22 protein-coding genes are annotated in these 20753 nt (G+C 60.8%); 2 read left to right on the top strand and 20 right to left on the bottom strand.

Annotation, left to right across the window (positions count from 1 at the left end):
- Window position 1 precedes the first annotated feature (1 nt).
- From P3T20_RS28785 to P3T20_RS28700, 18 genes are all read right to left on the bottom strand, one after another.
- The gene (locus P3T20_RS28785) at window positions 2-1282 is read right to left on the bottom strand and encodes an amidase (protein ID WP_074267994.1); all 1281 of its coding nucleotides are present in this window, start codon (window positions 1280-1282) and stop codon (window positions 2-4) included.
- A complete protein-coding gene (locus tag P3T20_RS28780; protein WP_367946973.1) occupies window positions 1279-2301 on the bottom strand; it encodes an ABC transporter substrate-binding protein in 1023 nt (340 codons plus the stop codon). The genes P3T20_RS28785 and P3T20_RS28780 overlap by 4 nt, the downstream gene beginning before the upstream one ends.
- Window positions 2298-3116, bottom strand: a complete 819-nt coding sequence (locus P3T20_RS28775) for an ABC transporter permease (RefSeq protein ID WP_074267993.1) — start codon at window positions 3114-3116, stop codon at window positions 2298-2300. The genes P3T20_RS28780 and P3T20_RS28775 overlap by 4 nt, the downstream gene beginning before the upstream one ends.
- The gene (locus P3T20_RS28770) at window positions 3113-3982 is read right to left on the bottom strand and encodes an ABC transporter ATP-binding protein (RefSeq protein WP_083611678.1); all 870 of its coding nucleotides are present in this window, start codon (window positions 3980-3982) and stop codon (window positions 3113-3115) included. Before P3T20_RS28770 ends, P3T20_RS28775 begins: the two co-directional genes overlap by 4 nt.
- Window positions 3983-4095: 113 nt before the next feature.
- A complete protein-coding gene (locus tag P3T20_RS28765) occupies window positions 4096-4896 on the bottom strand; it encodes a carboxymuconolactone decarboxylase family protein (RefSeq protein ID WP_074267992.1) in 801 nt (266 codons plus the stop codon).
- Between the two features lie 66 nt (window positions 4897-4962).
- Window positions 4963-5349, bottom strand: coding sequence for a cupin domain-containing protein (locus tag P3T20_RS28760; protein WP_074267991.1), 387 nt, complete (start codon window positions 5347-5349; stop codon window positions 4963-4965).
- A gap of 17 nt (window positions 5350-5366) precedes the next feature.
- Window positions 5367-6272: an NAD(P)-dependent oxidoreductase gene (locus P3T20_RS28755; protein WP_429288558.1), complete on the bottom strand. Its 906-nt coding sequence runs from the start codon at window positions 6270-6272 to the stop codon at window positions 5367-5369.
- Between the two features lie 32 nt (window positions 6273-6304).
- Window positions 6305-7654: an MFS transporter gene (locus P3T20_RS28750; RefSeq protein WP_429288557.1), complete on the bottom strand. Its 1350-nt coding sequence runs from the start codon at window positions 7652-7654 to the stop codon at window positions 6305-6307.
- Window positions 7655-7686: 32 nt separating this feature from the next.
- Window positions 7687-8082, bottom strand: coding sequence for a carboxymuconolactone decarboxylase family protein (locus P3T20_RS28745; protein WP_074267988.1), 396 nt, complete (start codon window positions 8080-8082; stop codon window positions 7687-7689).
- Between the two features lie 147 nt (window positions 8083-8229).
- Window positions 8230-9660: an aldehyde dehydrogenase family protein gene (locus tag P3T20_RS28740; protein ID WP_429288556.1), complete on the bottom strand. Its 1431-nt coding sequence runs from the start codon at window positions 9658-9660 to the stop codon at window positions 8230-8232.
- Window positions 9661-9688: 28 nt separating this feature from the next.
- Entirely contained in the window at window positions 9689-10576 is an 888-nt protein-coding gene (locus P3T20_RS28735; RefSeq protein WP_074267987.1) for an NAD(P)-dependent oxidoreductase, read from the bottom strand.
- Between the two features lie 12 nt (window positions 10577-10588).
- On the bottom strand, window positions 10589-10915 hold the full coding sequence (locus P3T20_RS28730) for an NIPSNAP family protein (protein WP_074267986.1): 327 nt from the start codon (window positions 10913-10915) through the stop codon (window positions 10589-10591).
- Window positions 10916-10982: 67 nt separating this feature from the next.
- Window positions 10983-11936, bottom strand: a complete 954-nt coding sequence (locus P3T20_RS28725) for an NAD(P)-dependent oxidoreductase (RefSeq protein ID WP_429288678.1) — start codon at window positions 11934-11936, stop codon at window positions 10983-10985.
- A 33-nt stretch (window positions 11937-11969) separates the two neighbouring features.
- Entirely contained in the window at window positions 11970-13346 is a 1377-nt protein-coding gene (locus P3T20_RS28720; RefSeq protein ID WP_429288677.1) for an MmgE/PrpD family protein, read from the bottom strand.
- A gap of 10 nt (window positions 13347-13356) precedes the next feature.
- Complete coding sequence (locus P3T20_RS28715; RefSeq protein WP_429288555.1) at window positions 13357-14142, bottom strand: SDR family oxidoreductase; 786 nt, start codon at window positions 14140-14142, stop codon at window positions 13357-13359.
- 12 nt (window positions 14143-14154) lie between these two features.
- Window positions 14155-14955 (bottom strand): N-acyl homoserine lactonase family protein, encoded by an 801-nt coding sequence (locus tag P3T20_RS28710; RefSeq protein ID WP_074267982.1) that lies wholly within the window; start codon window positions 14953-14955, stop codon window positions 14155-14157.
- Window positions 14956-15029: 74 nt separating this feature from the next.
- Window positions 15030-16430 carry an MFS transporter gene (locus P3T20_RS28705; protein WP_074267981.1) on the bottom strand — a complete coding sequence of 467 codons (1401 nt, stop codon included), beginning with the start codon at window positions 16428-16430 and terminating at the stop codon, window positions 15030-15032.
- Window positions 16431-16516: 86 nt separating this feature from the next.
- A complete protein-coding gene (locus P3T20_RS28700) occupies window positions 16517-16810 on the bottom strand; it encodes an SDR family NAD(P)-dependent oxidoreductase (RefSeq protein WP_074267980.1) in 294 nt (97 codons plus the stop codon).
- Between the two features lie 89 nt (window positions 16811-16899).
- Here P3T20_RS28700 and P3T20_RS28695 point away from each other — a divergent pair, with 89 nt between their 5' ends.
- Entirely contained in the window at window positions 16900-17148 is a 249-nt protein-coding gene (locus tag P3T20_RS28695) for a hypothetical protein (RefSeq protein WP_143787681.1), read from the top strand.
- A gap of 49 nt (window positions 17149-17197) precedes the next feature.
- Here P3T20_RS28695 and P3T20_RS28690 read toward each other — a convergent pair whose 3' ends face one another.
- On the bottom strand, window positions 17198-18172 hold the full coding sequence (locus tag P3T20_RS28690) for a 2-dehydropantoate 2-reductase (RefSeq protein ID WP_074267978.1): 975 nt from the start codon (window positions 18170-18172) through the stop codon (window positions 17198-17200).
- A gap of 55 nt (window positions 18173-18227) precedes the next feature.
- Complete coding sequence (locus tag P3T20_RS28685; RefSeq protein WP_429288554.1) at window positions 18228-19196, bottom strand: AraC family transcriptional regulator; 969 nt, start codon at window positions 19194-19196, stop codon at window positions 18228-18230.
- Between the two features lie 157 nt (window positions 19197-19353).
- On the opposite strand from P3T20_RS28685, the gene P3T20_RS28680 reads away from it, so the two are divergent.
- Window positions 19354-20748 carry a dihydrolipoyl dehydrogenase gene (locus tag P3T20_RS28680; RefSeq protein ID WP_429288553.1) on the top strand — a complete coding sequence of 465 codons (1395 nt, stop codon included), beginning with the start codon at window positions 19354-19356 and terminating at the stop codon, window positions 20746-20748.
- Window positions 20749-20753 lie beyond the last annotated feature (5 nt).

The raw sequence follows: 20753 nt of genomic DNA, 5'->3' as shown, positions 1-20753 counted from the left end.
CCTACCCCAAAACAGTTTCGATCCACGCCGCGGCTTGCAGGGTCGGCAGATCGTCACCCTGTCTGCCCAGCACCTGAAAACCTAGCGGCATGCCGTCCGAAGTTTGCCCCGCAGGCACCGTCACCGCTGGAACACCGAGAAAACTCCACGGCGCGCAGAACGTCGCGTCGCCCGTATCGGCCAGGCCTTCGGGCGCTCCACCCGTTGCTGGTACCGTCACCAGCGCGTCGCAGCCGTCGATGAAACCAGCAAATTCGCTGCGTAGCTTCGCCTGAAGCGCCAACGCGGTTTCGTACTTTTCTGGTGACACCGCTGCGCCTGCGCTCGTCAGCGCAAGCATATGCGTACTGATCAGGTCCGGATGGTCCGCTGCTAACGGTCCGATCGCGCGAGCTGCTTCAACCTGGAGAATGGTCTGCAAGGCATCGAGCATCGACGGCATTGCGTCGAACGGATCGAGTTCGATCAATGTCGCGCCCGCAGCCTGCAGGCGCGCGAGCGTGGCATCGAAACTGGCCTTCTGTTCCGGTGTCACGCGGTCCCAGAACGGCGTACGGACAACACCAAGCTTACGCGGCGGTTGCGCCGTAAAGTAGGTATGCCAGGCATCGAGACTTTCGAGCACCTCGGGTTTCGCGTCGACGAACAGCGCGTGACAAAGTGCAGCGCCTTCTACAGTCCGGGCAAAAAATCCCACGTGGTCCAAAGACGGCGCCAACGGATGCACGCCCGCCTTCGATACATTGCCGTGACTCGGCTTATAGCCGACCACACCGCAAAACGCTGCAGGCCGGATCACCGAGCCGACAGTCTGCGTGCCGACCGCAAGCGGTACGATGCCTGCACCGACCGCGGCAGCCGAACCACTCGACGAACCGCCTGGCGTATGAAGCCGGTTCCACGGATTGACCGTCGGACCCGGCTCGCGCCAGGCAAATTCGGTGGTGACGGTCTTGCCGAACACAATGCCGCCGAAGTGGCGAATCCGTTCGACGATCCACGCGTCCTCGGCAGGCTGAAAACCTTGATAGATAGGCGAGCCGTAGGTCGTCGGCATGTCGTGCGTCGCCATCAGATCCTTCACGCCGATCGGCAAACCAGCCAGCGGTTTAGCCACTGCGTTCACGGTCTCGTAGCTATCGGGCCGGTAGACGAAGGCCTTCAGCCATGGTTCGCACTCTTGAGCACGTAGCTGCGCGGCTTCGAGCCGCGCGCGACAAAGCTGCGGATCACCGCGACTGGCAATCAGTTCGGCGATAAATGCGCCACTCTGCTCACTCATTTCGCACTGGCCTTGGCAAAGGAATCGTCTACCGCGCTGTCGTACGTGACACTGCCCGGTTTGATATTGCCGATGTATTCCTGCAGGTCCAGCGCATTGCGGAACGCCTGCTGCGAGATGTCGGGGTTCGCCGCATAGATTTTCTGGCTGATCAGACGGTCCACTGCAGTCTCCACGATCTTCTTGTCGAGCGTCGGAAATTCCGCCACGGCGACAGCCTTGGCCGTATCGGGCGATTGCTGGATCAACGCTTCCGCCTGCGCGACCGATTTCACAAAGGCCGCCACCATCGCCGGCTTCGACTTGATCGTGGCCGCAAGTGTGTCCATCGTCGAGAAAGCGTAACCGCCAGGGTAAGCCTTGGGAAACGCATAAAGAATCTTGTAGCCCGACGCGATTCCCTGATCCACTTGCGGCTCATAGATTGCAGCGGCCTCGGCGCGTCCTGCCGAGACGGGCGCCAGTTCAGTGCCGATCTGCACCGTATTCAGATTGACGCCAGCAACTTTCTCTTCCTTGATCAGGCGCTGCAGCAGATACGTGCTGGTCGACGGCGGTAATGCCGTCGACACCGTTTTGCCCGCGAGGTCCGCTGGATTCTTCAACGCCGAGTCGGGCGGCGTCAGGATCCACACCGGCACGCCCGCCACGACATTCGCCACGTTGACGAGCGTTGCGCCTTTGAGGTTAGCCAGCACCGCGGTCATCGGATCCTGTAGCGAGAAGTCGGCGTGCCCGCCGATCACCGCGGCAACGCCTTGCGCGCCGCTGCCGGCCGTGACCTTCTGCACGTCGAGACCGTTCTGCGCGAACAGGCCCTTGTCTATCGCGACATAGAGCGGCAGATACTGAATCGATTGAAATGCCTGGTAGACCACAACTTTTTCCGGCGCGGCTACTGCGGGCTGACTCGCCGCCATCGCAAACACCGCACCGGTCGCGGCGCCAAGCATGAACCGGTTAAGCGTCAGAACGCTGAACGACGACGGTTTTCGCTGCGAGACAAGAGACTGCTTCATCGCTTCGTTTTCCATGAAATGATGCGGTTTTCCGCGAGTTGAACGATCCAGGAGAGCAGCGTCGCCATCAACGTCAGGATGATGATGCCGAGCCAGACTGTATTGAGGTCGAAGAGCGAGCCTGCCACGAACACGGCATGACCAAGACCTGCTTGCGACGCGATGTATTCGCCTACGACAGCGCCGATCAACGCGAAGCCGATATTCACGCGCAGCGTCGAGAAGATCCACGGTAGCGCGCCCGGCACGATCAGTTTGCGAAAGATCATCCCGGGCTTCGCCTTGAAAGAGCGAAACAGGTTCAACAGATCCTGGTCGACCTCGCGCGCGGCGGCGCAGGAGGAAATCATCGCTACGGCGAAAGTGGAGATACCGGCCAGCCAGACTTTCGAGGTCATGTCCGAACCGAACCAGATGACAATCAGCGGGCCGAGCGCAATCTTGGGAATACTGTTGAGAATCACTGCAAAGCCTTCCGTGACACCCGCTACGCGCGGCACGAACCAGAGCAGCAAGCCGAGCCCGATCCCCAGACCGCTGCCGATCACGAGTCCCAGCACGGTCTCATACAGCGTCGTCAACGTGTCCGTAATGAGACTGCCCTGCGCGAGCCCCACTGCCGCGGCTTTATAGATGCCGAGTGGCGAGCCGAACAACTGGCCGTTGATCCACCCGCGCCCAGCGGCCACCTGCCACAGCACAACGAGCGCCACCATGATCAGCGTCACAACGCCACTGGTCGCTCCCAGGCCTTTCAGACGCCGCACACGCATACGCCGTCCTGCTGTTTGTGCTGACATAACTGCATCACTCATGTCGACGCTCCTGCATGATGAATCGTATTGCTGCGCAGACCGCCCCAGATGCGCTTATGCAAGGTGCGAAACTCCGGCGCCTCGCGAGCCGATACCGCCGTGCGCGGCCCCTGCGTAGACAGTTTGACGTCGACGGAGTCTTCGATGCGCGCAGGCCGGCCGCCGAGCAGAATCACCCGGTCGCTCATCGCAATCGCCTCTTCGATGTCGTGCGTGACGAGCACCACGCTGGTTCCGCTGCTTTGACGCAGCGCCATGACGTCGTCCTCGAGTGCCAGGCGCGTTTCATAGTCGAGGGCCGAGAACGGTTCGTCGAGCAGCACGAGGGTGGGGTCGACCAGCAGTGTGCGGGTCAGCGCAACCCGCTGCCGCATGCCGCCCGATAACGCCTGTGGGTAGGCGTCGACCACCGAGGTCAGCCCATAGCGCGCGAGCATCTCACGGGCGCGGGCGATGTCGTGAGGCGTCACCTTTCTGTAAAGCTCGATGCCCAGCAGCGCGTTTTGCAGGACCGTGCGCCACGGCATCAGCAGATCTTTTTGCAGCATATAGGCGATGCGGCCCGCACCGCCGTCCGCGCGGCGGCCGACTTCGATACGCCCGCTCTGCGGACTAAGCAGTCCCGAAACCAGATTGAACAGCGTGCTCTTGCCCGCGCCGCTGCGACCGACGATCGAGACGATCTCCCCCGCTCCGACGCTGAAATTCAGCCCGGAGAAGAGCGCGGTTCGCACGCCGTCGTCGGTTTCGAATCCATGGTTAAGACCTGCAACCGTAAGGCGGGGATCCGGCCGGACATTGGGAGAAGAAACCGCCTTTACGGACTCGGACGATGTCGTCGAATCCGGCGTGTTCGGTGTGTTCATTGGCAAGCCCGAAATCCGTTGTGCACAATGCACAATGAGCGAAAAAAATTCGGATCACAACTCGCCATAAAAAAATCTAGAGATTTACACCGATGCCTACCGAAGGCGCTTTGTCAGGATGGCGGTGCAGTTTCTTTAGTTTTTTGTAATGCCGCCTCAAGCAACGGCGCACCGAGTTCCGCACCGTGAATGCCCGTCGTGCTGACAATCTCCAGCAGTTCCATGATTTCCTCGGCCGTTGCTCCGTAGCGCAGCGCGTTACGCATGTGAAGCTTCAGTCCCGGGACGTACAGATGCGTGGAAGAAGCGTCAAACGCGCAGTAGATCAGTTCCTTGACCTTCGGACTCAGCACGCCGGTTTTCCATGGCACCGATGAAAACTCGACGTAAGCTTCAAACAGATCGGGATCGAGTTCAAGCAGCCCCTCCCAGGTGGGATGCCAGTAGCCGCGGTTCTTTTCAAAAGCCGCCTTCAATGCGAGCCTTCGATCGTCGAGCGGTGCGGGGCCCGTGCGCAGGCCCTCTTCCTCCAGCACTTCAAGCAGTACCGGCACGCCTACATTGCTTGTATGGATGCCGATCGTGCACACCAGTTCGAGCACCTCCATCAATTCATCGCGCGTCGCGCCGAACGACAAGGCGCGCTGCAGATGATGCGCGACGCCCGGCGCGTACAGTTGCGTCGCACAGGCATCGGCGGCGAGCGCGATGAATGCCCGGACCTTGTCGCCAAGATGGTTTTTCCGCTGCGGCACGCAAGAAAACTGCAGATAAGCCGCCACGAAACCCGCGTCGAGACGCAACATGCTCTCCCACTCGGGAGACCACGCACCATGCATGCGGATGAATTCGTCCTTGATATGCTGGACGTCGTGCTCTTGAGATGACGGCTTGCCTGACTCGTTTGAACTCATCGCGTTGTTCCTGTCGAAAGCGGAGAGGGCCGTGTGCGCGCCATTCTGTTGGTGCCGCGATCAGCGTCACACGCCGGCCGGATAGTCCTTCTCTGCGACTTCTTCCTGCCACGTCGCCTTGCCGAGCGATGTCGCGATATGCACCATATAGCTGCTGTCGCTCGCGCCATGCCAATGCCGCTCGTTCGGTCCAATGAAGACGATGTCGCCCTGGCGAATCGGTTGGGGAGCTTCTCCATCCTTGCATATCCAGCCCTTGCCAGCCGTGACCGTCAATACCTGACCGTACTCGTGCGTATGCCAGTAAGTTCTGCCTCGCGGGGCAAACAGCACCGTGTTGATCGTAACGCCATCAGTCGCCGGCATCACCGGATCGGCCCACACCTCGCCCGAAAACGTCTCGCCCCGAAGCTCCGATTTCGCGCCGTCCGTCCTGCCGTGAAATACCTTCATGCCTGCTTCTCCTTTTCTCAGTTGTCCTTGCCAGCGTCATGCAACCGCACGCCGCCCGACACATCGCCGATCGCATCGACGACCCGATTGCTGATCACATCGCCATAGCCCAGTGCCGTACCAAGGCCGAAGCTCGCCAGCGGCCCTGCGGCATTCAGCGACGTTACGCCCAGTTCGCGCGCCCGGTCCACATAGAGCACCACGTCTTTGGTCATCAGCTTGCCGGTGAGACCGCCTTCCAGATAATCGCCGTCGACGATCTTCGGAAAGCGGTTCAACGTCGCAAAGTTCACGCCGCTACTGCTGTTCAGCACATCGAGCAGCAGATGCAAATCGAGGCCGGCCTTTTTCCCGGCCACCATCACTTCAGCGCTCGCAGCAAGGCTCACCGCATTCAGAAAGTTATTCAGCAGCTTGGTCGTGTGGCCTGTTCCGCTCGCGCCCATGTATGCGACCTTTGCGCTGATCGGCTTGAATGCCCATTTCAGCTTGTCGACCGCGCCAGCGTCGCCGCCCACCATCAATGTCAGCGTGCCCTTTTCAGCGGCCGCTGCTCCGCCCGAGATGCCGGCGTCGACATAGTGAACGCCACGTTCTGCGAAACGTTTTGCCAGGCGGATGGTGGAACTGGCCGCGGCCGTGCTCAGATCGACCACGACCTGCCCCGAGCGGCAATGCGCGAGCACACCATCCTCCCCTTCGACCACCGCCTCCACGATTTTGCTGTCCGGCAGGGACATCATCACGACATCCGCGAATGCCACGACATCGCGCAGCGTACCGGCAGGCTCTGCGCCAGTTGCCGCAGTACGGTCCTTCACGGTATCGAAGCCGAGTACAGCGATACCTGCATCGACGAGCCGTCTCGTCATCCGGCCGCCCATGTTGCCAAGGCCGATAAAGCCGATCCGATTCTGATTCATGAAACGCGTCCCTCTTAAAGAAAACGGTTGCTTTAGAAATCGACGTCCTTCGTTTCCGGGCCCATTAGTGCGCCGACCATCCCAATCAGGCCACCGAGGCACAGCAACGCGACCGCTGTCATACGCAGCGGCATGAGTGCACTGAGCCAGTTCATATAGAACGCGTAGAACGACGGAATGATCACGGAAAGACTAAAGCCGACGCCGAATCCGGTTGCGCGCACATCGGTCACGAAGCGCTCGTTGATGTACGTGACGATTACGCCCCATGGTGACGTCACGAGTACGGCAAGCACACAGACGAGAAAAATAATCGCTGCCAGCGACAAACCGTCGACATTGGCCAGCACATACAGCAGCGCCGCGCCAACCGTCGCGATCAACGGTCCGACGATGACAAAGAAACGGCGCCGGCCGATCCGTTGCGCGATCAGCCCCGAACCGATATAGCTGAAAAACAGCACGAAATAGGTGATCATCAGCGTCGATGCCATCTGGAAGCCCGACAGGTGCAGCGTTTTCACGAGCAAGCCCGTGGGCAGAAAGATCGTCACAATGTTCTGTGTGAGCCAGAAGCCGGTCATCATCACGAGCACCTGCAACAGGTTGCGTCCGCTCTTGCCGCGAATCAGGTCGGTAAGCGGCAGTTTTTCGGCCTGCGCAGCTTTGTCAGCGGTTTCGCTTTGCCAGATTTCCGACTCCGCGACCTTGCGCACGTAGTAGGTCGCGAGCACACCAGCGAGCGCCGCGCCCAGCACGAAAGGCACACGCCAGCCCCACTGCGCATACGGCGAATTCATGCCGTTGAGCGGAAAGAGCGCGAACATCAGCATCGCCACGAGGTTGATCGTCACATAGGCTGCAGGAAAGCCCGCAATGATGAAGCCGCCGACGAAGCCGCGCTGCTCTTTCTTCGAGTATTCGATTGCGAGCGGCATGGCGCCGGTGTAACCGCCACCCAGGAAAATGCCGTCGACAAAGCGCAGCAACACCAGCAACCAGTACGATGCGAGGCCGATGCTCTGATACCCGGGCAGCAGCGCAATTAGCAACGTGACCACGCCGAAACCTGTCACCGACCAGATCGACGCCTTACGTCTGCCGATCCGGTCCGCGATCATGCCGAACAGCAATGCGCCGACCGGCCTGCCGAGTAAAGTTGTGATGAAAACCAGAGACGCCAGAATCGTCTCTGTCCCGGTCGAAAGATGCGGCGGTTGAAAGAACCCGAGCACCGGCGAAAGTACGACGACCGGTAGGTAAATATCGAACATGTCGATAAACTCGGAAAAGAACGCGCCCTTGATCGCATTGCGCCTTTTCGTTTCGATCGACTGCTCGCCTTCCGACTGGACTACGTCATTGGCAGTTATGGTTTTCATCGTTGTCTCCTGGGTGTTGGTCTGCCACGTAATCAGGCCGTCGAGTTCTCCGCCTCGTAGGCCTTGATCGCTTCACTCGCGACGCGGAATGCCGCCAGCGCAAGCGGTGCTCCGCAATAAACAGCTGCCTGCATCAACACCGCGCGAATCTCGTCGCGCGTCACGCCGTTGCGCAATGCGCCCCTCACGTGCACCCCCAGCTCGTGGTGCTGGCTCATCGCCGTCAGCATGCCGAGGTTCAACATGCTGCGCGTCTTGAACGACAACGTCGTATCGCCCCAGATGTCGCCCCAGCAGCATTCGGTGACGAACTTCTGCATCGGGCGATTGAAGTCGTCCGCGTTGGCCCACGACTTCTCCACGTGCCCTGCACCGAGTACCTCCTTGCGGTTCTCAAAGCCTTTGTCGAAGCGTTCGTTGTTGTCCATGGTGAAATCCTCTCTGGTTCATTGCGGTTTCAGATTCAAACCGTCCTATTGCCGGACACGCTGATTGTCCGACAATGCAAAAGTGCAAATTTTTTTGCCCCATCCGGTCTAGCCGAACCGGGCAGTCCAACAATAAAGCGGCTTTCGTCAGGCCGGGCCATATCCGACCATCGACTTCGTCTCCAGATACTCGCGCAAGCCGGCTTCGCCCCACTCACGGCCATTGCCTGAGCGCTTGTAGCCGCCAAACGGCGCGCCGAAATCAGCCGCGGGATAGTTCAGGTGCACACCGCCTGCGCGCAAGGCACGGCCTACTTTGCGTGCCCGCTCGAGGTTGCCCGACTGCACGTAGGCGGCAAGGCCATAGTCGGTATCGTTGGCAATGTGGATTGCCTCCTCTTCCGAGTCGTACGCGATGATCGAGAGCACCGGGCCGAAGATTTCTTCGCGCGCAATCGTCATATGTGGCTTCACGTCGGCGAAAACCGTGGGACGCACGTAATAGCCATGCTCAATGCCCGCAGGCAGACCGGTGCCGCCCGTCACGAGCCGTGCTCCTTCGTCGATGCCCTTCTGGATCAGCGTCTGCACGCGATTGAACTGGTTACGGTTGACGAGCGGTCCGAGTTGCGTAGCCGGGTCGTTGGTTGGACCCATACGGTAAGCCTCCGCAGCACGCTTTGCGATTTGCGCGGCGTCGTTCATCAGATGACGCGGCACGAGCATACGGGTAGGAATCGAGCACGACTGACCGGAGTTCGTAAAGCACGCTGCCAGGCCACGCGTCACGGCCTCGTCGAGGTTGACGTCGTCGAGCAGGATGTTCGCGGACTTGCCGCCAAGCTCCTGAGCGACGCGCTTAACCGTAGGCGCTGCCGCCTGCGCCACCAGCACACCCGCGCGCGTCGAACCGGTGAACGAGACCATGTCGATGCCCGGATGCGAGGCGATCGCCGTGCCAACGCCAGGCCCGTCTCCATTGACCAGATTGAACACACCGGCAGGCACTTGCGCTTCGTCGAGCACCTCGGCGAACAGCAATGCGCTCAATGGCGAATACTCGCTGGGTTTGAGCACCATCGTGCAACCGGCCGCGAGCGCCGGGGCGATCTTCACTACGATCTGATTGATTGGCCAGTTCCATGGCGTAATCAACCCACATACGCCGATGGGCTCCAGCACGACGCGCGTGCTGCCACGTTGCTCTTCGAAGTCAAAGCGCTCGAGCACGTCGATCAGCGCATTGAGATGCGCCGGGCCGCGCGCGGCCTGGCCGCTGCGAGCAAAGGTAATCGGCGCCCCCATTTCACGGCGGATCAGTTCAGCGAATTCGTCGTAGCGGCGCTCGTAGACTTTCAACACGCGTTTGAGCAGGTCGACGCGTTCGCGGACATCCGTGGCGGACCACGCCGGAAACGCCCGGCGTGCGGCGGTCACGGCCTGATCTACATCTTGTGCGTTGCCGAGCGCAATCTGCCCAATCGTTGTTTCCGTGGCCGGATCGACCACATCGAAGCGGATCTCGGACAAGGGCTCGACCCATTGTCCGTCGATAAAGAACTGCGCTGTGTGTGACATGATGGACTCCGAATCTGTCGGTTTCAGTTCAGGATGCATCGCGAGGCAATAGCCGGTAGAGTTCCGTGTGATCCGTGGACGGTGTCGAACGCTGCGCTGCCTCATCCCAGACTTCCGCGCACGTCGCACCGAGCGTCATCGGATAACCGACGGATTGCCCAAGGGCCCGTGCAATCTTCAGGTCCTTGTTCATCAGCTGAAGCGCGAAGCCTGAAGCGAACGTGCCACTCAACATGAACTGCTTGACCTTGTTCTCGGACGTGTTGCTGCGGCCCGACGACGCATTCAGCACGTCCGTCATCACCTCGGGTTCGATGCCGAAACGCTGCGCGATGTGCAACACTTCGACAGTCGCCGCGAGGCCCGCGGCTGAGACGTAGTTGTTTAACGCTTTGGCGGCATGGCCCGAACCCGCAGCGCCAATGTGAAGCACGCTCGTTCCCATCGCGTCGAGCAGCGCCTTGCAGCGAGCGAGAACTTGCGCATCGCCACCGACCAGGATCGCCAGCGTGCCCTCCTTCGCCCGCTTGACGCCGCCCGAGACCGGCGCATCGAGATAGGCTAGACCGCGCTCTTCGAGCGTCGCACCGAGCTTGCGCGAACGCTCGGGTTCCGACGAACTCATGTCGATGACGACCGCGCCTTTCACAAGCCGGTTCGCCCAACCGTTAGCACCGTCTCCAAGCAACACGCTTTCCACGATCGCCGAATTGGGCAGCATCGTGATCAGCACGTCTAGCTCCGCGGCGTTTTGGGCTTGCAGGCGCTGGCCGCCGGTTTGTGCGGTCAACGTATCGACACGAGCGGCGTCCGCGTCGTCGAGATATAGCTCGAACCCGCTACCCGCGAGACACTGCACCATCGGCGTACCCATCATGCCGAGTCCGATGAAGCCGATGCGTTTCGGTTGGGTCATGACATGCGTCTCCTACTTCAACGCCGAGAAGACCGTCGGCGTCAGAAAGTGATTTTCAACGCGCTCGACAATCGGCTTCTCCGCCTCAGTAGCAGAGCGCTTGGCGATCCACTCCGCGTCCGCCTGGAATGCGTTCCACTTCTGCTCGCGCTCCGCGAGACTCTCCCACTTCACCATGTAGGTGAGCGTGTGATTGCTCGGACCGATCAGCGTGGTCCAGAAGCCGATTTGCTCAATGCCGTATTTCTCGAAGAATCCGAGCGTGATGCTGGTAAAGCGATCGAGCAACGCCGGCAAACGCGTGGGGGCGCAGTGATAAATACGCATTTCAACGATCATGTAGTTCTCCAGTTAAGGTTGTGTGGTCTTCTATTGTGCTGTATTTCCGCAGCGGCGATCAGGTGCCTCAGTCCGTAAGCCCTTCGTTAGACGACCAACGTTCGACGTATTTGACGAGTTCGGTCATATCGCGCTTCGTGCCGTCCTGCATTGCAGCGTAGTTCCATACCTGGCGCGCAACATTGCCCACCCACATCGGCACGCCGAGGGCCTGGCATTCTTCGACGGCAAGACCGATGTCCTTGCAAACGCTGCCGATTGGAAAGCCGAAATCGAAGGTGCGCGGTAGCACCTGCTTCGGAAACTTGTCCAGCGTCGCGCCGTTTTTGCCGCTACCCGCGTTGATCACAGACATCATGACTTCGGGATCGAGGCCGCCGCGCATCCCTGCGACGAACGCCTCGGAGGTGATGGCGAAGGCCGTCGACGACAGCATGTTATTCAGCAACTTCAGCAACTGGCCCTGTCCAGCTTCTTCACCCACGATGAACACCTTGCCCAGTACTTCGAACAATCCACGCACTTCGTCGACCGCCGCCGGGTTGCCTGCGGCCATGATCGCAAGCGTGCCCTTCTTCGCGCCTGCTGCTCCGCCGCTGACGGGTGCATCGACAGTTGCGATGCCTTTTTCCAGCAGTCCGTCAGCGACTTCCTTCTCGGTGCGGGACCCGACGGTCGACAGGTCAACCAGAATCTTCACGCCGCTGCCTTCAATCAGGCCGCCATCGCCTAACGCGACCTGCTTGAACACGGCTGGAGTGGGCAGGCTTGTAAACACGATGCGTGCGTTGTCGGCTACTTCGCGAACAGATTTCGCTGCCCGCGCGCCAAGCGCTGCGAGTTCCGCGACCGCCTGTTCGTCACGGTCGTAGACAATCAACGGGTGACCGGCTTCGATCAGACGCCGCGCCATCGGACGGCCCATCACACCCACACCGACAAAGCCGATTTGATTCTGTTGCTCACTGCTCGACATGATTTCCCTCATCCATGAAAGATCGTTTGTTTCGCGTTGCTGCAGCGCTGTTTCAGCTTCGTTTCTGCTTCGCAGCCGTCAAGCCGCTTGCGTTGGGCGCGCCATGCGCATCAACGTTGCGGCTTCCGGCTCACGGTCGAAGCGCCATAACATCTCCGTCAGCGGTTGCGGCTGAACGCCGGAGCCGCCATATGCGGCCAGCTCGCGCAGCTTCGCCGCCAGTTCCTCATCCGTCAGCGGCGCTGCGAGGCTGCCGCGCCCGGCATCGACTCGCCGCGATACGGACTCTCCCGAACGCAACACAATGCTGACCTGCGCCGACTCGACATCCCACGACGCGTCATCGATGAAATGCAAACGGTCCGCGAAGGCCTTGAGCGAACGATCGGCGACCGCCTCGTCACTGAACTCGGCGAGACCCGCTTTGCCGCGCGCCAGGGTCACTGCAACGGCATGTTGCGCGCTGACCTGCGATTCACGCCCCGAGCGCACGCCGGGCCGGTCGGTCCGTTCACGCAGCAGCGGATGTCCGGTCAGCTCGACGCGCTCGATATCGTCAAGCGTCCAGCTCGCGTCGCGACGCAACTCAAGACACGCGTCGATGACCGGGTTGAGCACGACACCACACGGATAGGGCTTATATGTGTTCGACGACAACGCCCAGTCACGTCCAAGGCCATCCGTGATCGCATCCAGATCCGGTCTGGCAGCGCTCACGCGCAAATATCCGCGTGCTCCTTCGAGCGGAGCGTCGGGACCCGAAAAACCCTCTGCAGCCAGCAGTGCAGACAACAGTCCATTGCGCGCCGCGTTCCCGACGCTAATGCTTTTCGACATCGTGCCAAGTGTTTCAACCAGACCGCCCGCCTGCGCCGATGCATTGCCAAGCGCCCAGACGATCTGTTGTTCGTTCAGCCCGCGGGCTTTAGCAACTGCCGCGGCGGCACCGAAGACGCCGCACGTCGAAGTGATATGCCAGCCGCGCTGATAGTGTTCGGGCGACAACGCGTTGCCGATCCGGCATTCCACCTCTACGCCAAGCACGAACGCAAGAAGCAGCGCTTCTCCACTGATCGTTGCGGACTCCTCCTGCGCTTCTGCCAGCGCAAACAGCGCGGCCGCGACCGGCGCGGTTGGATGGATGATCGTCGGCATATGCGTGTCATCGAAATCGAAGACATTGGCGCTCATTGCGTTGAGCGCCGCCGCGTTCAACATGTCCGTCTGATCGGCCCGTCCGATCACGCTGGCGCTCCGATCCGCGCGAAAGCGGCCGTAGACTGCGGCCGCCTTGTTGATCACTTGATCGTGACAACCGGCAAGCGCAACCGCGACATAGTTCACCAACGCGCGTTTCGCCTCGTGTCGTACAGCAGCCGGTATCCCGGACCATCCGGTGGTGGTGACGAATCGCGCCAACGTCTGCGTGATCGCGTTTGCCGGGATCGTTTGCATCGCGAAGGAATCAACCTGCAAGCCAGCCTCCTTCGATCGGCATCAACGCACCGGTGATCTGGCTTGCCGACGGGGAGCACAAGAAGACGATCAGATCGCCGACATGTGCCGCATCGATCAACTCGCCCGTGGGTTGCTTGCCCTTTAAAAACTCATGCACCGCATCGTCACGACTTAGCCCGCGCACATCCATCAACTCGTTGATGCGACCGTCGATGTTCGGCGTCAGCACCGAGCCAGGGCAGATTGCGTTGCACGTAACGCCCTGATTGAGCGTCTCGATCGCTACCGAGCGCGTGAGTCCGAGCAACGCCGTCTTCGTCGTCACATAGTCGACGCGATTTGCAGTCGCGCGTGTACCGTACACGGAGGTCATATTGAAGATGCGCCCCCAGTTACGCTCGCGCATGCCGGGCAACGTTAACTGGATGGCGCGAAACGCTGCCGTAAGATTAACGGCCAGTGCGTTGTTCCAATGCTCGATAGGGAACGACTCAATGCTCGCGAAATGGCGCACCACCGCGTTGTTGATCAACACATCGATCGTTCCAAGCCGCGCACGAGCCGACTCGACAAGCGCATCGACGCCGTCGATTGCCGAAAGATCGCCGCGCAAGTAATGCACCCCAACATCGAACGACGTAGCGAGTTCGCGAGTCGTATGCTCCATACCTTGTGCGTCTTCCAGACCATGCAGGACGATATTGCAGCCCGCCGCTGCAAGCGCCCTCGCCATGGCCAGACCCAGTCCATCCGACGAACCGGTCACGAGCACATTTTTGCCTTTTAGCGCCATGTAATCTGTTCCTCAGCGCGGCGCAGCATCGAGACGCACAATCCAGCCTTCCGTCTCGCGATCATGTGCCGGGTAACGCGCAAGCACATCCGGATCGTGACCAGGAATCACATGATTCGGCGACGCGGCGAGACGATGGGCGGTTTCATAGCCTTCCAGCATGTCGCCGACGTTATACACAATCGGGAACGGCCGATGCTCCTGCATGTTCGCGTAGAAGTGCGATGCATCCGACGCCAGCACGACCCATCCGCGCTCAGTATGGACGCGCACGATCTGTAGACCGTTCGTATGGCCGCCGACCCAATGCACGGTGATGCCCGGTGCCACCTCCGATGCGCCGTCATGAAACCGCACGCGTCCATCGAACAGACGGCCGACCATCGACTTCACATCTTCCGGTTCGAACGGGTGGCTGAGCGCGTGATGGCACATGCAACGGCCCGTGCAATAGGCCATCTCGCGGTCCTGTACGTGATATCGCGCATGCGGAAACAGCGCGTGGTTGCCCGCATGATCGTAGTGCATGTGGGTGATGATCACGTCCTCGACGGACGCAGCGGCGATGCCGATTTTCTGCAAACCGCGCTCAACCGAGTTGGTAATCGTGCGGCCGCGTTTGTCGGCCATGGGTTGATCGAAGCCGGTGTCGACGATAAATGTACGCGTATTGCCGACCACGGCCCACACGAAGTAATCGAGCGGCATCGGGACATCATGCGAATCGCCGCCGATAAAGTTGTCGCCTGAGCGGCGCTCGAAATGTGCGTACTTGACTGCAAAAATCCGGTAATTCTCGATCTGCGATGACATGTCTCGGGTGTCCTCGTGATGGATGATTTGCAACTTGGCGTTTCAACCCGCCCTTGACTCTGCGGCGTCCGGTTTCATCTGATTGCTCCGGCTGCGCCGCTCTCGATTGCGTCAGGCGATGCAATGCCCGCTTCCTCTTCGATGGCTTCGAGCGAGCGCCGTTTTGTTTCCGCACCGATCAGGCCAACGATCAACGCCTGAGCAAGCAGCGTTCCGACAATCAGCGTCAGCACGCCGGCGATGCCGAACCTCATGAACGATGCTGCGACTGCGTAAGGAATCGCGATGCTAACGGCCCGCCCAACCGTATTCGACAGCCCCGCCCCGCGCAGCCGCAAGCGGGTCGGAAACAGTTCGGGGACATACGTCGCCACACTGAAAGAGGACAGCACGTAAATGCAGCACGTAATCGCAAAGCCCAGCGCGGCAATCGCAACGGCGGACTGCGCGAATGGATAGGCGACGCCAAACGCCGCGCAGATCAGCGAAAACAGCACGATTCCCCATTTTCGCCCCGTCCGCTCGGCAAGCAGAAACGCGATCAGCGAACCGACCGGCCCTCCCGCGAACATGACGGCCGTCAGCCCCAGCGAATTGGACACGCTATGCCCCTGCTTGACGAGGAACGTCGGTATCCAGCTGACGAATGCGTAATTGACCGTGAAAAGCGCCACCAGCACCGTAATGCCGGTAATGGTGCGGCCCAGCAGTTGCCGGGAAAACAGTTCGCGGAGCTGGCCGTGATCTTCCTGATCGATGCGGCGTGGAGCCGCTTCGTTTGCATGGGAGGTGGCGGCATCCACGCCACAGGCAGCTTCAATACGCGTCACGATGCCTGAGGCTTCCTCGGCGCGGCCACGCGCTTCGAGCCAACGCGGCGACTCCGGCATCGACTTGCGCAGGAACCACACCACCAGTGCCCCGCAGCCGGCGATCGCGAACATCCAGCGCCAGCCGTAGTGGGGAACGATGAGCCAGCCGAGAAACGTCGAAAGAAACAGCGATGTGTTGATGATGAGGTTGAGGATGGTGCCGAAACGGCCGCGCCAGACGGCCGGAATGAACTCGCTGAGCGTGCCGTAGCCCACCACGATTTCCGCCCCCATCCCAATCCCCATGATGAGGCGGAAGGCAATGAGCCATGGCATCGACGGCGCAAACGCAGCCGCAATCGAAGCAAAGCCATAGATGCCGAGGTTGAACTGATAGCAGAAGCGACGCCCGAAGCGGTCGCCAAGGACACCTGAGAGCCATGCTCCGGTCATCATGCCGATGAACGTAACGGATACGAAGGCGGCGTTGAGACCGAGCGTGGATTCGCCGCTATGGATCATCGCGGCAAGCACGCTGCCTGCGATGTAAATGTCGAACGAATCGAAGTACATGCCGGCTGCGATCAGACCGAGCAGCCGCCAGTGGAAGCCGGACAGCGGCAGGCCGTCCAGACGTGCTCCTACGCTTGCATAGCCCGGCATGATGGCGTCTCCGTCTCTATCAGTCTTTGCCCACGAGCCGCCCGGCACCCCGGATAAGACGGCAAACGTAAAGCTGATAAGTCAGTCTATACGCCTGTCATACAATCCGTCAAGAAGACGAATGTTCGTGTTGGCTGACAATGCGAAAATACTTCATGAATGCGGCTCCTCTCAAGCGTGCCCGCCTTCGCGGCGGCCACGCTGTCGTAGTCGGCAATGTCGACTTTCTCCGTATGCACCGCGCCCTTGCCAACGGCGTTCAGGTCGGCGCTCGCCTGCTCCGGGGTCGCCTCGTTGATGTCCCACACAACCAGCTTCGCCCCGGAAGCGAGAAGCCGGCGGCCGACCGTCAGCCCAATGCCCTGCGCGCCGCCTGTCACGATAGCGACACGGCCCGGCGGACGGTTGCCTGCGTACGAAGTGATCTTCGAACAATGACACCGTCGTATCGAGCACCAGAGCGAAAACGGTGAGCAGCAGAAAGGGAGCCATCGACAATCCAGGGATCGTCATGGCGGTGCGAACGCTGATAGAGGATGATCTGTGCAGCGGACGGCTGGTGGCACCGTTCGAACTTCGGGTGCCGACGCCGGGTGCGTATTATCTCGCCTGCTCGCAGGTTAGCTCGGCGTCGCCGCAATTGCTTGCCTTCGAAACGTGGCTCGTTCAGGAGGCCCTGGACTTTGAAAAGGCCCTGTTGCAGCGCGTGCCGGAGTGAAGGAAGGCAACGGCCAAAACTGAAACCCGGGCCACCGTAAACCTGACTATCAATAGAGACCCAGGGTGCGCGCATGCAGGCGCGCGAGACCCAGCAACGCATCGATAAACGGTGTCGGCACATCCGTGATCTGCCCCAGCTCTCGCACCGCGCCCACCAAAGCATCGATCTCAACCGTCTTCCGAGCCAGAACGTCCTGCAGCATGGATGTTTTCATCGCGCCCAGTTTCAACGTTACTGCATGCCGATCGCTAGGCTGTTGATCGATGGTGATGCCGAATCGCGCACCGATCTCCTTTGCCTCCAGCATCGCGTGCGTAACGAAGCCGCGTACCAGGTCGTCGCCCAGAATCTTGTCGGTGGTGGCGCCTGTAATCGCGCTGATCGGGTTCATTGTCATGTTGCCCCACAGCTTGTACCAGACGTCCCGCTGAATCTGGTCTGACGCCGAGGCGTTAAAGCCGGCTGCCGCGAACGTCTCCACGAGTTTCGCGACCCGCTCGCTCGGCTGTCCGGATGCCTCGCCGAGGATGAGGCCGTTGCCCTGGTGATGCCGGATCACACCCGGCGCGTCCTGCAAACAACTTGCGTGCACCACGCAGCCGACCGTCTGCGCGCTGGGAATCGCTGCTGCTATGGCGCCCTCCGGATCCACCGATGTCAATCGCTTACCCGCAAAGCCCGAACCGAGACCATCGCAGAACCACCACGGAATGCCGTTCATTGCCGTGATGATCGTGGTGTTTTCGGTCAGCAACGGCGCGATGCCCGCAGCAACCGCAGCCATCGCCGGTGCCTTCACCGCGACAATCACGATATCCTGAGGACCAAGGTCCGCAGCGTGCTCGCTGGCCGCGACTGTCGATGCCGTCGTCTTGCCACCCTCCACGAGTTGCAGGCCGTTTTCCCTGAGCGCGGACAGTGTTGCGCCTCGCGCGATCACGCTGACGTTATGCCCCGCCTGTGCAAGCCTCGCTCCCATCCAACCGCCAATGGCGCCGGCACCGTAAATACAGATCTTCATGCTTGAATCCTTGTAGCGGGTTTCAACCCGATCAAAGCCTGGCGGTCTGGTCATTCTATGCCGCTTCGACCTTGCCGCCCAAAGTCCGGTAACGTGACGGCGTCACGCCTATCAGACGCTTGAAAACACGCTGGAATGCAGCGTTCGACTGATACCCCACCATCTCTCCGATCTCGGCGACACCCACGTTCGACTCAAGCAGTTTGTGCCCGGCGAGCGTCATCCGGATATCGGTCAGCATGTCGGTCGCGGAGCGGCCGATCACATCCTGGAACTGTCGTACAAACGTCGCTCGCGACATATTGCACAACGAAGCAAGCTGGTCGAGCGTCCATGGCTTGTCCGGCGTTTCGAACATGGCCGTGACCGCGGGTTGCAGGCGCGGCCGTGCCGCGAGAGAGAGCAAGCCATGCGGCGGTTGCGAGCCGCCGCTTGCAAAGCGCAACGTCAAGGCGAACAGGGCGGCCGAAAGATGGTTGATGAGAGCCTCGCTGCCCGGCCCTTCGTCGACCGACTCCTCACGCATCAACTCGATCAACCGTGTGAGCCGCGTGCTCGCTGACGTCCCTGTGGCTTCGCTACGGCCGTTCGCGGTGCCGCCAGCGCTCTCGACGCTGTGTACCACGAGGCGTCCGGGTAAATGCTCGCGCAGCAGCCGGTCAGGCACGGCACCAATCAGAAACCGGCCACACAGGATGTCCGCACGCGCGCCCGAGCCTTCGTTCTCTGCGATCAGCAACGAGACGTCTTGCCGTTCGACTGGCGGCGCCGGTGGACGTCCGCTGCCGTCGTGGATCCGATGCGCGCCGCCGGTCGGAAACAGGACGATGTCGCCTGCAATCAGCTGCTCGGCGGGACCGCTCCCATGCTCCAACACCGCCTCACCCGAAAGCAGCACGTGGTACGGAATCTCGCGCACGGCGGCGCTGCCCTGTGCAATCGCCCACGGCGCACCGAAATGACAGCGCACGTCCAGACGGCCGCTGACGGGGATAAGGGCGAGGACTCGACTGAGCAGATCCATATGAGCCGCTTGAGCAGATTCTTGAGTCGGTTGAGGATTAGCGCCGAGGGGGTACGCGCCTAAAGTTACAGGTAATCAAGCAGCAGATTCTACCCGAGCATGTCTCGATGAGCCTGCGGTGCTTCTCCCTTCATCGCATCATGGTTTCGAGGAATTCATGAACACAGTCCAGACCGATGTAGCCATTATTGGTGCCGGCAGCGCTGGTTTGCCGGCGTATCGCGCTGCGAAGGCAGCCGGCGCATCCGCGATTCTCATTGAAGGCGGACCGCATGGTACGACGTGTGCACGTGTCGGGTGCATGCCATCGAAACTGCTGATCGCCGCCGCAGAGGCAGCGCATGCCGCGCAGCACACGGCGCCCTTTGGCGTGCACGTCGACGGGACCGTTCGGGTCGACGGCCGCGAGGTCATGCAACGGGTGAAGAGCGAGCGCGATCGTCTGGTGGGTTTTGTGCTCGATAGCGTCGACGCGATTCCGGCTGCCGACAAGTTGACTGGGTATGCCCGCTTTATCGACGACGGCCTGCTGCAGGTTGGCGACCACACGCGTGTAAGGGCACGCAGCGTGGTGATCGCAACCGGTTCGTCGCCGGTTGTCCCGGCGAAGTACCAGGCGCTTGGCGAGCGCGTCATCGTCAATGACGACGTGTTCGAATGGTCGGACCTGCCGCGCAAGATCGCGGTGATCGGCGCAGGCGTCATTGGGCTCGAACTGGGACAGGCGCTTGCCCACCTCGGCGTAGACGTGACAGTGATCGGCGCGCGCGGACGCGTTGGCCCCCTTACGGATCCGGCTATCAAGGCGTATGCCGAACGGACCTTCCAGAACTCGTTCCGTTTCGAAGCCCAGGCCGAAGTAGAAGCGGCAACGCGCGTGGGTGACGCGGTGCAGATCCGCTTTCGGACCGGCGCTGGAGAGGTTGTCGAGGACACGTTTGAATATGTGCTGGTTACGGCTGGCCGCAAGCCGAATTTCGAAAAGCTTTCACTGCATAACACCTCTCTTACGATCGATAAGCACGGTGCCCCTATCTATGATCCGCTTACGCTGCAGGCAGGGGCGCACCCTGTGTTCATTGCCGGCGACGCAAATGGCGTCCTGCCGCTATTGCACGAAGCCGCGGACGAAGGTCGCGCCGCGGGGACAAACGCTGCCCGCTTCCCGGACGTCGCACCGTTGAAGCGCCGTGCGCCGATGGCCGTGCTGTTTTCGAACCCGGGCATTGCGATGGTCGGCGCGCGACACGCCGATCTGGAGCCGGGCACGTTCGCAACCGGCGAAGTCAGCTTTGAAGACCAGGGACGCAGCCGCGTGATGTTGAGGAATCGCGGCTTGATGCATGTGTATGTGGACAAGGCGAGCCGGCAGTTTCTGGGCGCGGAGTGGATCGGTCCGGATGCCGAACATATTGCCCACCTGCTTGCCTGGGCACTGCAAATGAAGCTGACAGTGGATGCAATGCTTGAGATGCCCTTCTACCATCCGGTGGTTGAAGAAGGTTTGCGCACGGCACTACGGCACGCTGTGACCGCGCTACAGTTGCCTTGAACGCG

Source organism: Paraburkholderia sp. GAS206C, assembly GCF_050435645.1.
In the GTDB taxonomy this organism is placed as follows: domain Bacteria; phylum Pseudomonadota; class Gammaproteobacteria; order Burkholderiales; family Burkholderiaceae; genus Paraburkholderia; species Paraburkholderia phenazinium_B.
The sequence above is the reverse complement of the archived record's forward strand: the minus strand, read 5'-3'. Positions and strand labels throughout refer to the sequence as shown.

Bases quoted from the DNA above. Each gene is read 5' to 3' on its own strand.
- P3T20_RS28690 (WP_074267978.1), bottom strand. From the start codon at position 18,172: ATGAAGATCTGTATTTACGGTGCCGGCGCCATTGGCGGTTGGATGGGA.
- P3T20_RS28730 (WP_074267986.1), bottom strand. From the start codon at position 10,915: ATGATCGTTGAAATGCGTATTTATCACTGCGCCCCCACGCGTTTGCCG.
- P3T20_RS28705 (WP_074267981.1), bottom strand. From the start codon at position 16,430: ATGCCGGGCTATGCAAGCGTAGGAGCACGTCTGGACGGCCTGCCGCTG.
- P3T20_RS28740 (WP_429288556.1), bottom strand. From the start codon at position 9,660: ATGTCACACACAGCGCAGTTCTTTATCGACGGACAATGGGTCGAGCCC.
- P3T20_RS28765 (WP_074267992.1), bottom strand. From the start codon at position 4,896: ATGAGTTCAAACGAGTCAGGCAAGCCGTCATCTCAAGAGCACGACGTC.
- P3T20_RS28775 (WP_074267993.1), bottom strand. From the start codon at position 3,116: ATGAGTGATGCAGTTATGTCAGCACAAACAGCAGGACGGCGTATGCGT.
- P3T20_RS28785 (WP_074267994.1), bottom strand. From the start codon at position 1,282: ATGAGTGAGCAGAGTGGCGCATTTATCGCCGAACTGATTGCCAGTCGC.
- P3T20_RS28685 (WP_429288554.1), bottom strand. From the start codon at position 19,196: ATGGATCTGCTCAGTCGAGTCCTCGCCCTTATCCCCGTCAGCGGCCGT.
- P3T20_RS28715 (WP_429288555.1), bottom strand. From the start codon at position 14,142: ATGGCGCTAAAAGGCAAAAATGTGCTCGTGACCGGTTCGTCGGATGGA.
- P3T20_RS28720 (WP_429288677.1), bottom strand. From the start codon at position 13,346: ATGCAAACGATCCCGGCAAACGCGATCACGCAGACGTTGGCGCGATTC.
- P3T20_RS28745 (WP_074267988.1), bottom strand. From the start codon at position 8,082: ATGGACAACAACGAACGCTTCGACAAAGGCTTTGAGAACCGCAAGGAG.
- P3T20_RS28760 (WP_074267991.1), bottom strand. From the start codon at position 5,349: ATGAAGGTATTTCACGGCAGGACGGACGGCGCGAAATCGGAGCTTCGG.
- P3T20_RS28750 (WP_429288557.1), bottom strand. From the start codon at position 7,654: ATGAAAACCATAACTGCCAATGACGTAGTCCAGTCGGAAGGCGAGCAG.
- P3T20_RS28710 (WP_074267982.1), bottom strand. From the start codon at position 14,955: ATGTCATCGCAGATCGAGAATTACCGGATTTTTGCAGTCAAGTACGCA.
- P3T20_RS28780 (WP_367946973.1), bottom strand. From the start codon at position 2,301: ATGAAGCAGTCTCTTGTCTCGCAGCGAAAACCGTCGTCGTTCAGCGTT.
- P3T20_RS28770 (WP_083611678.1), bottom strand. From the start codon at position 3,982: ATGAACACACCGAACACGCCGGATTCGACGACATCGTCCGAGTCCGTA.
- P3T20_RS28680 (WP_429288553.1), top strand. From the start codon at position 19,354: ATGAACACAGTCCAGACCGATGTAGCCATTATTGGTGCCGGCAGCGCT.
- P3T20_RS28755 (WP_429288558.1), bottom strand. From the start codon at position 6,272: ATGAATCAGAATCGGATCGGCTTTATCGGCCTTGGCAACATGGGCGGC.
- P3T20_RS28735 (WP_074267987.1), bottom strand. From the start codon at position 10,576: ATGACCCAACCGAAACGCATCGGCTTCATCGGACTCGGCATGATGGGT.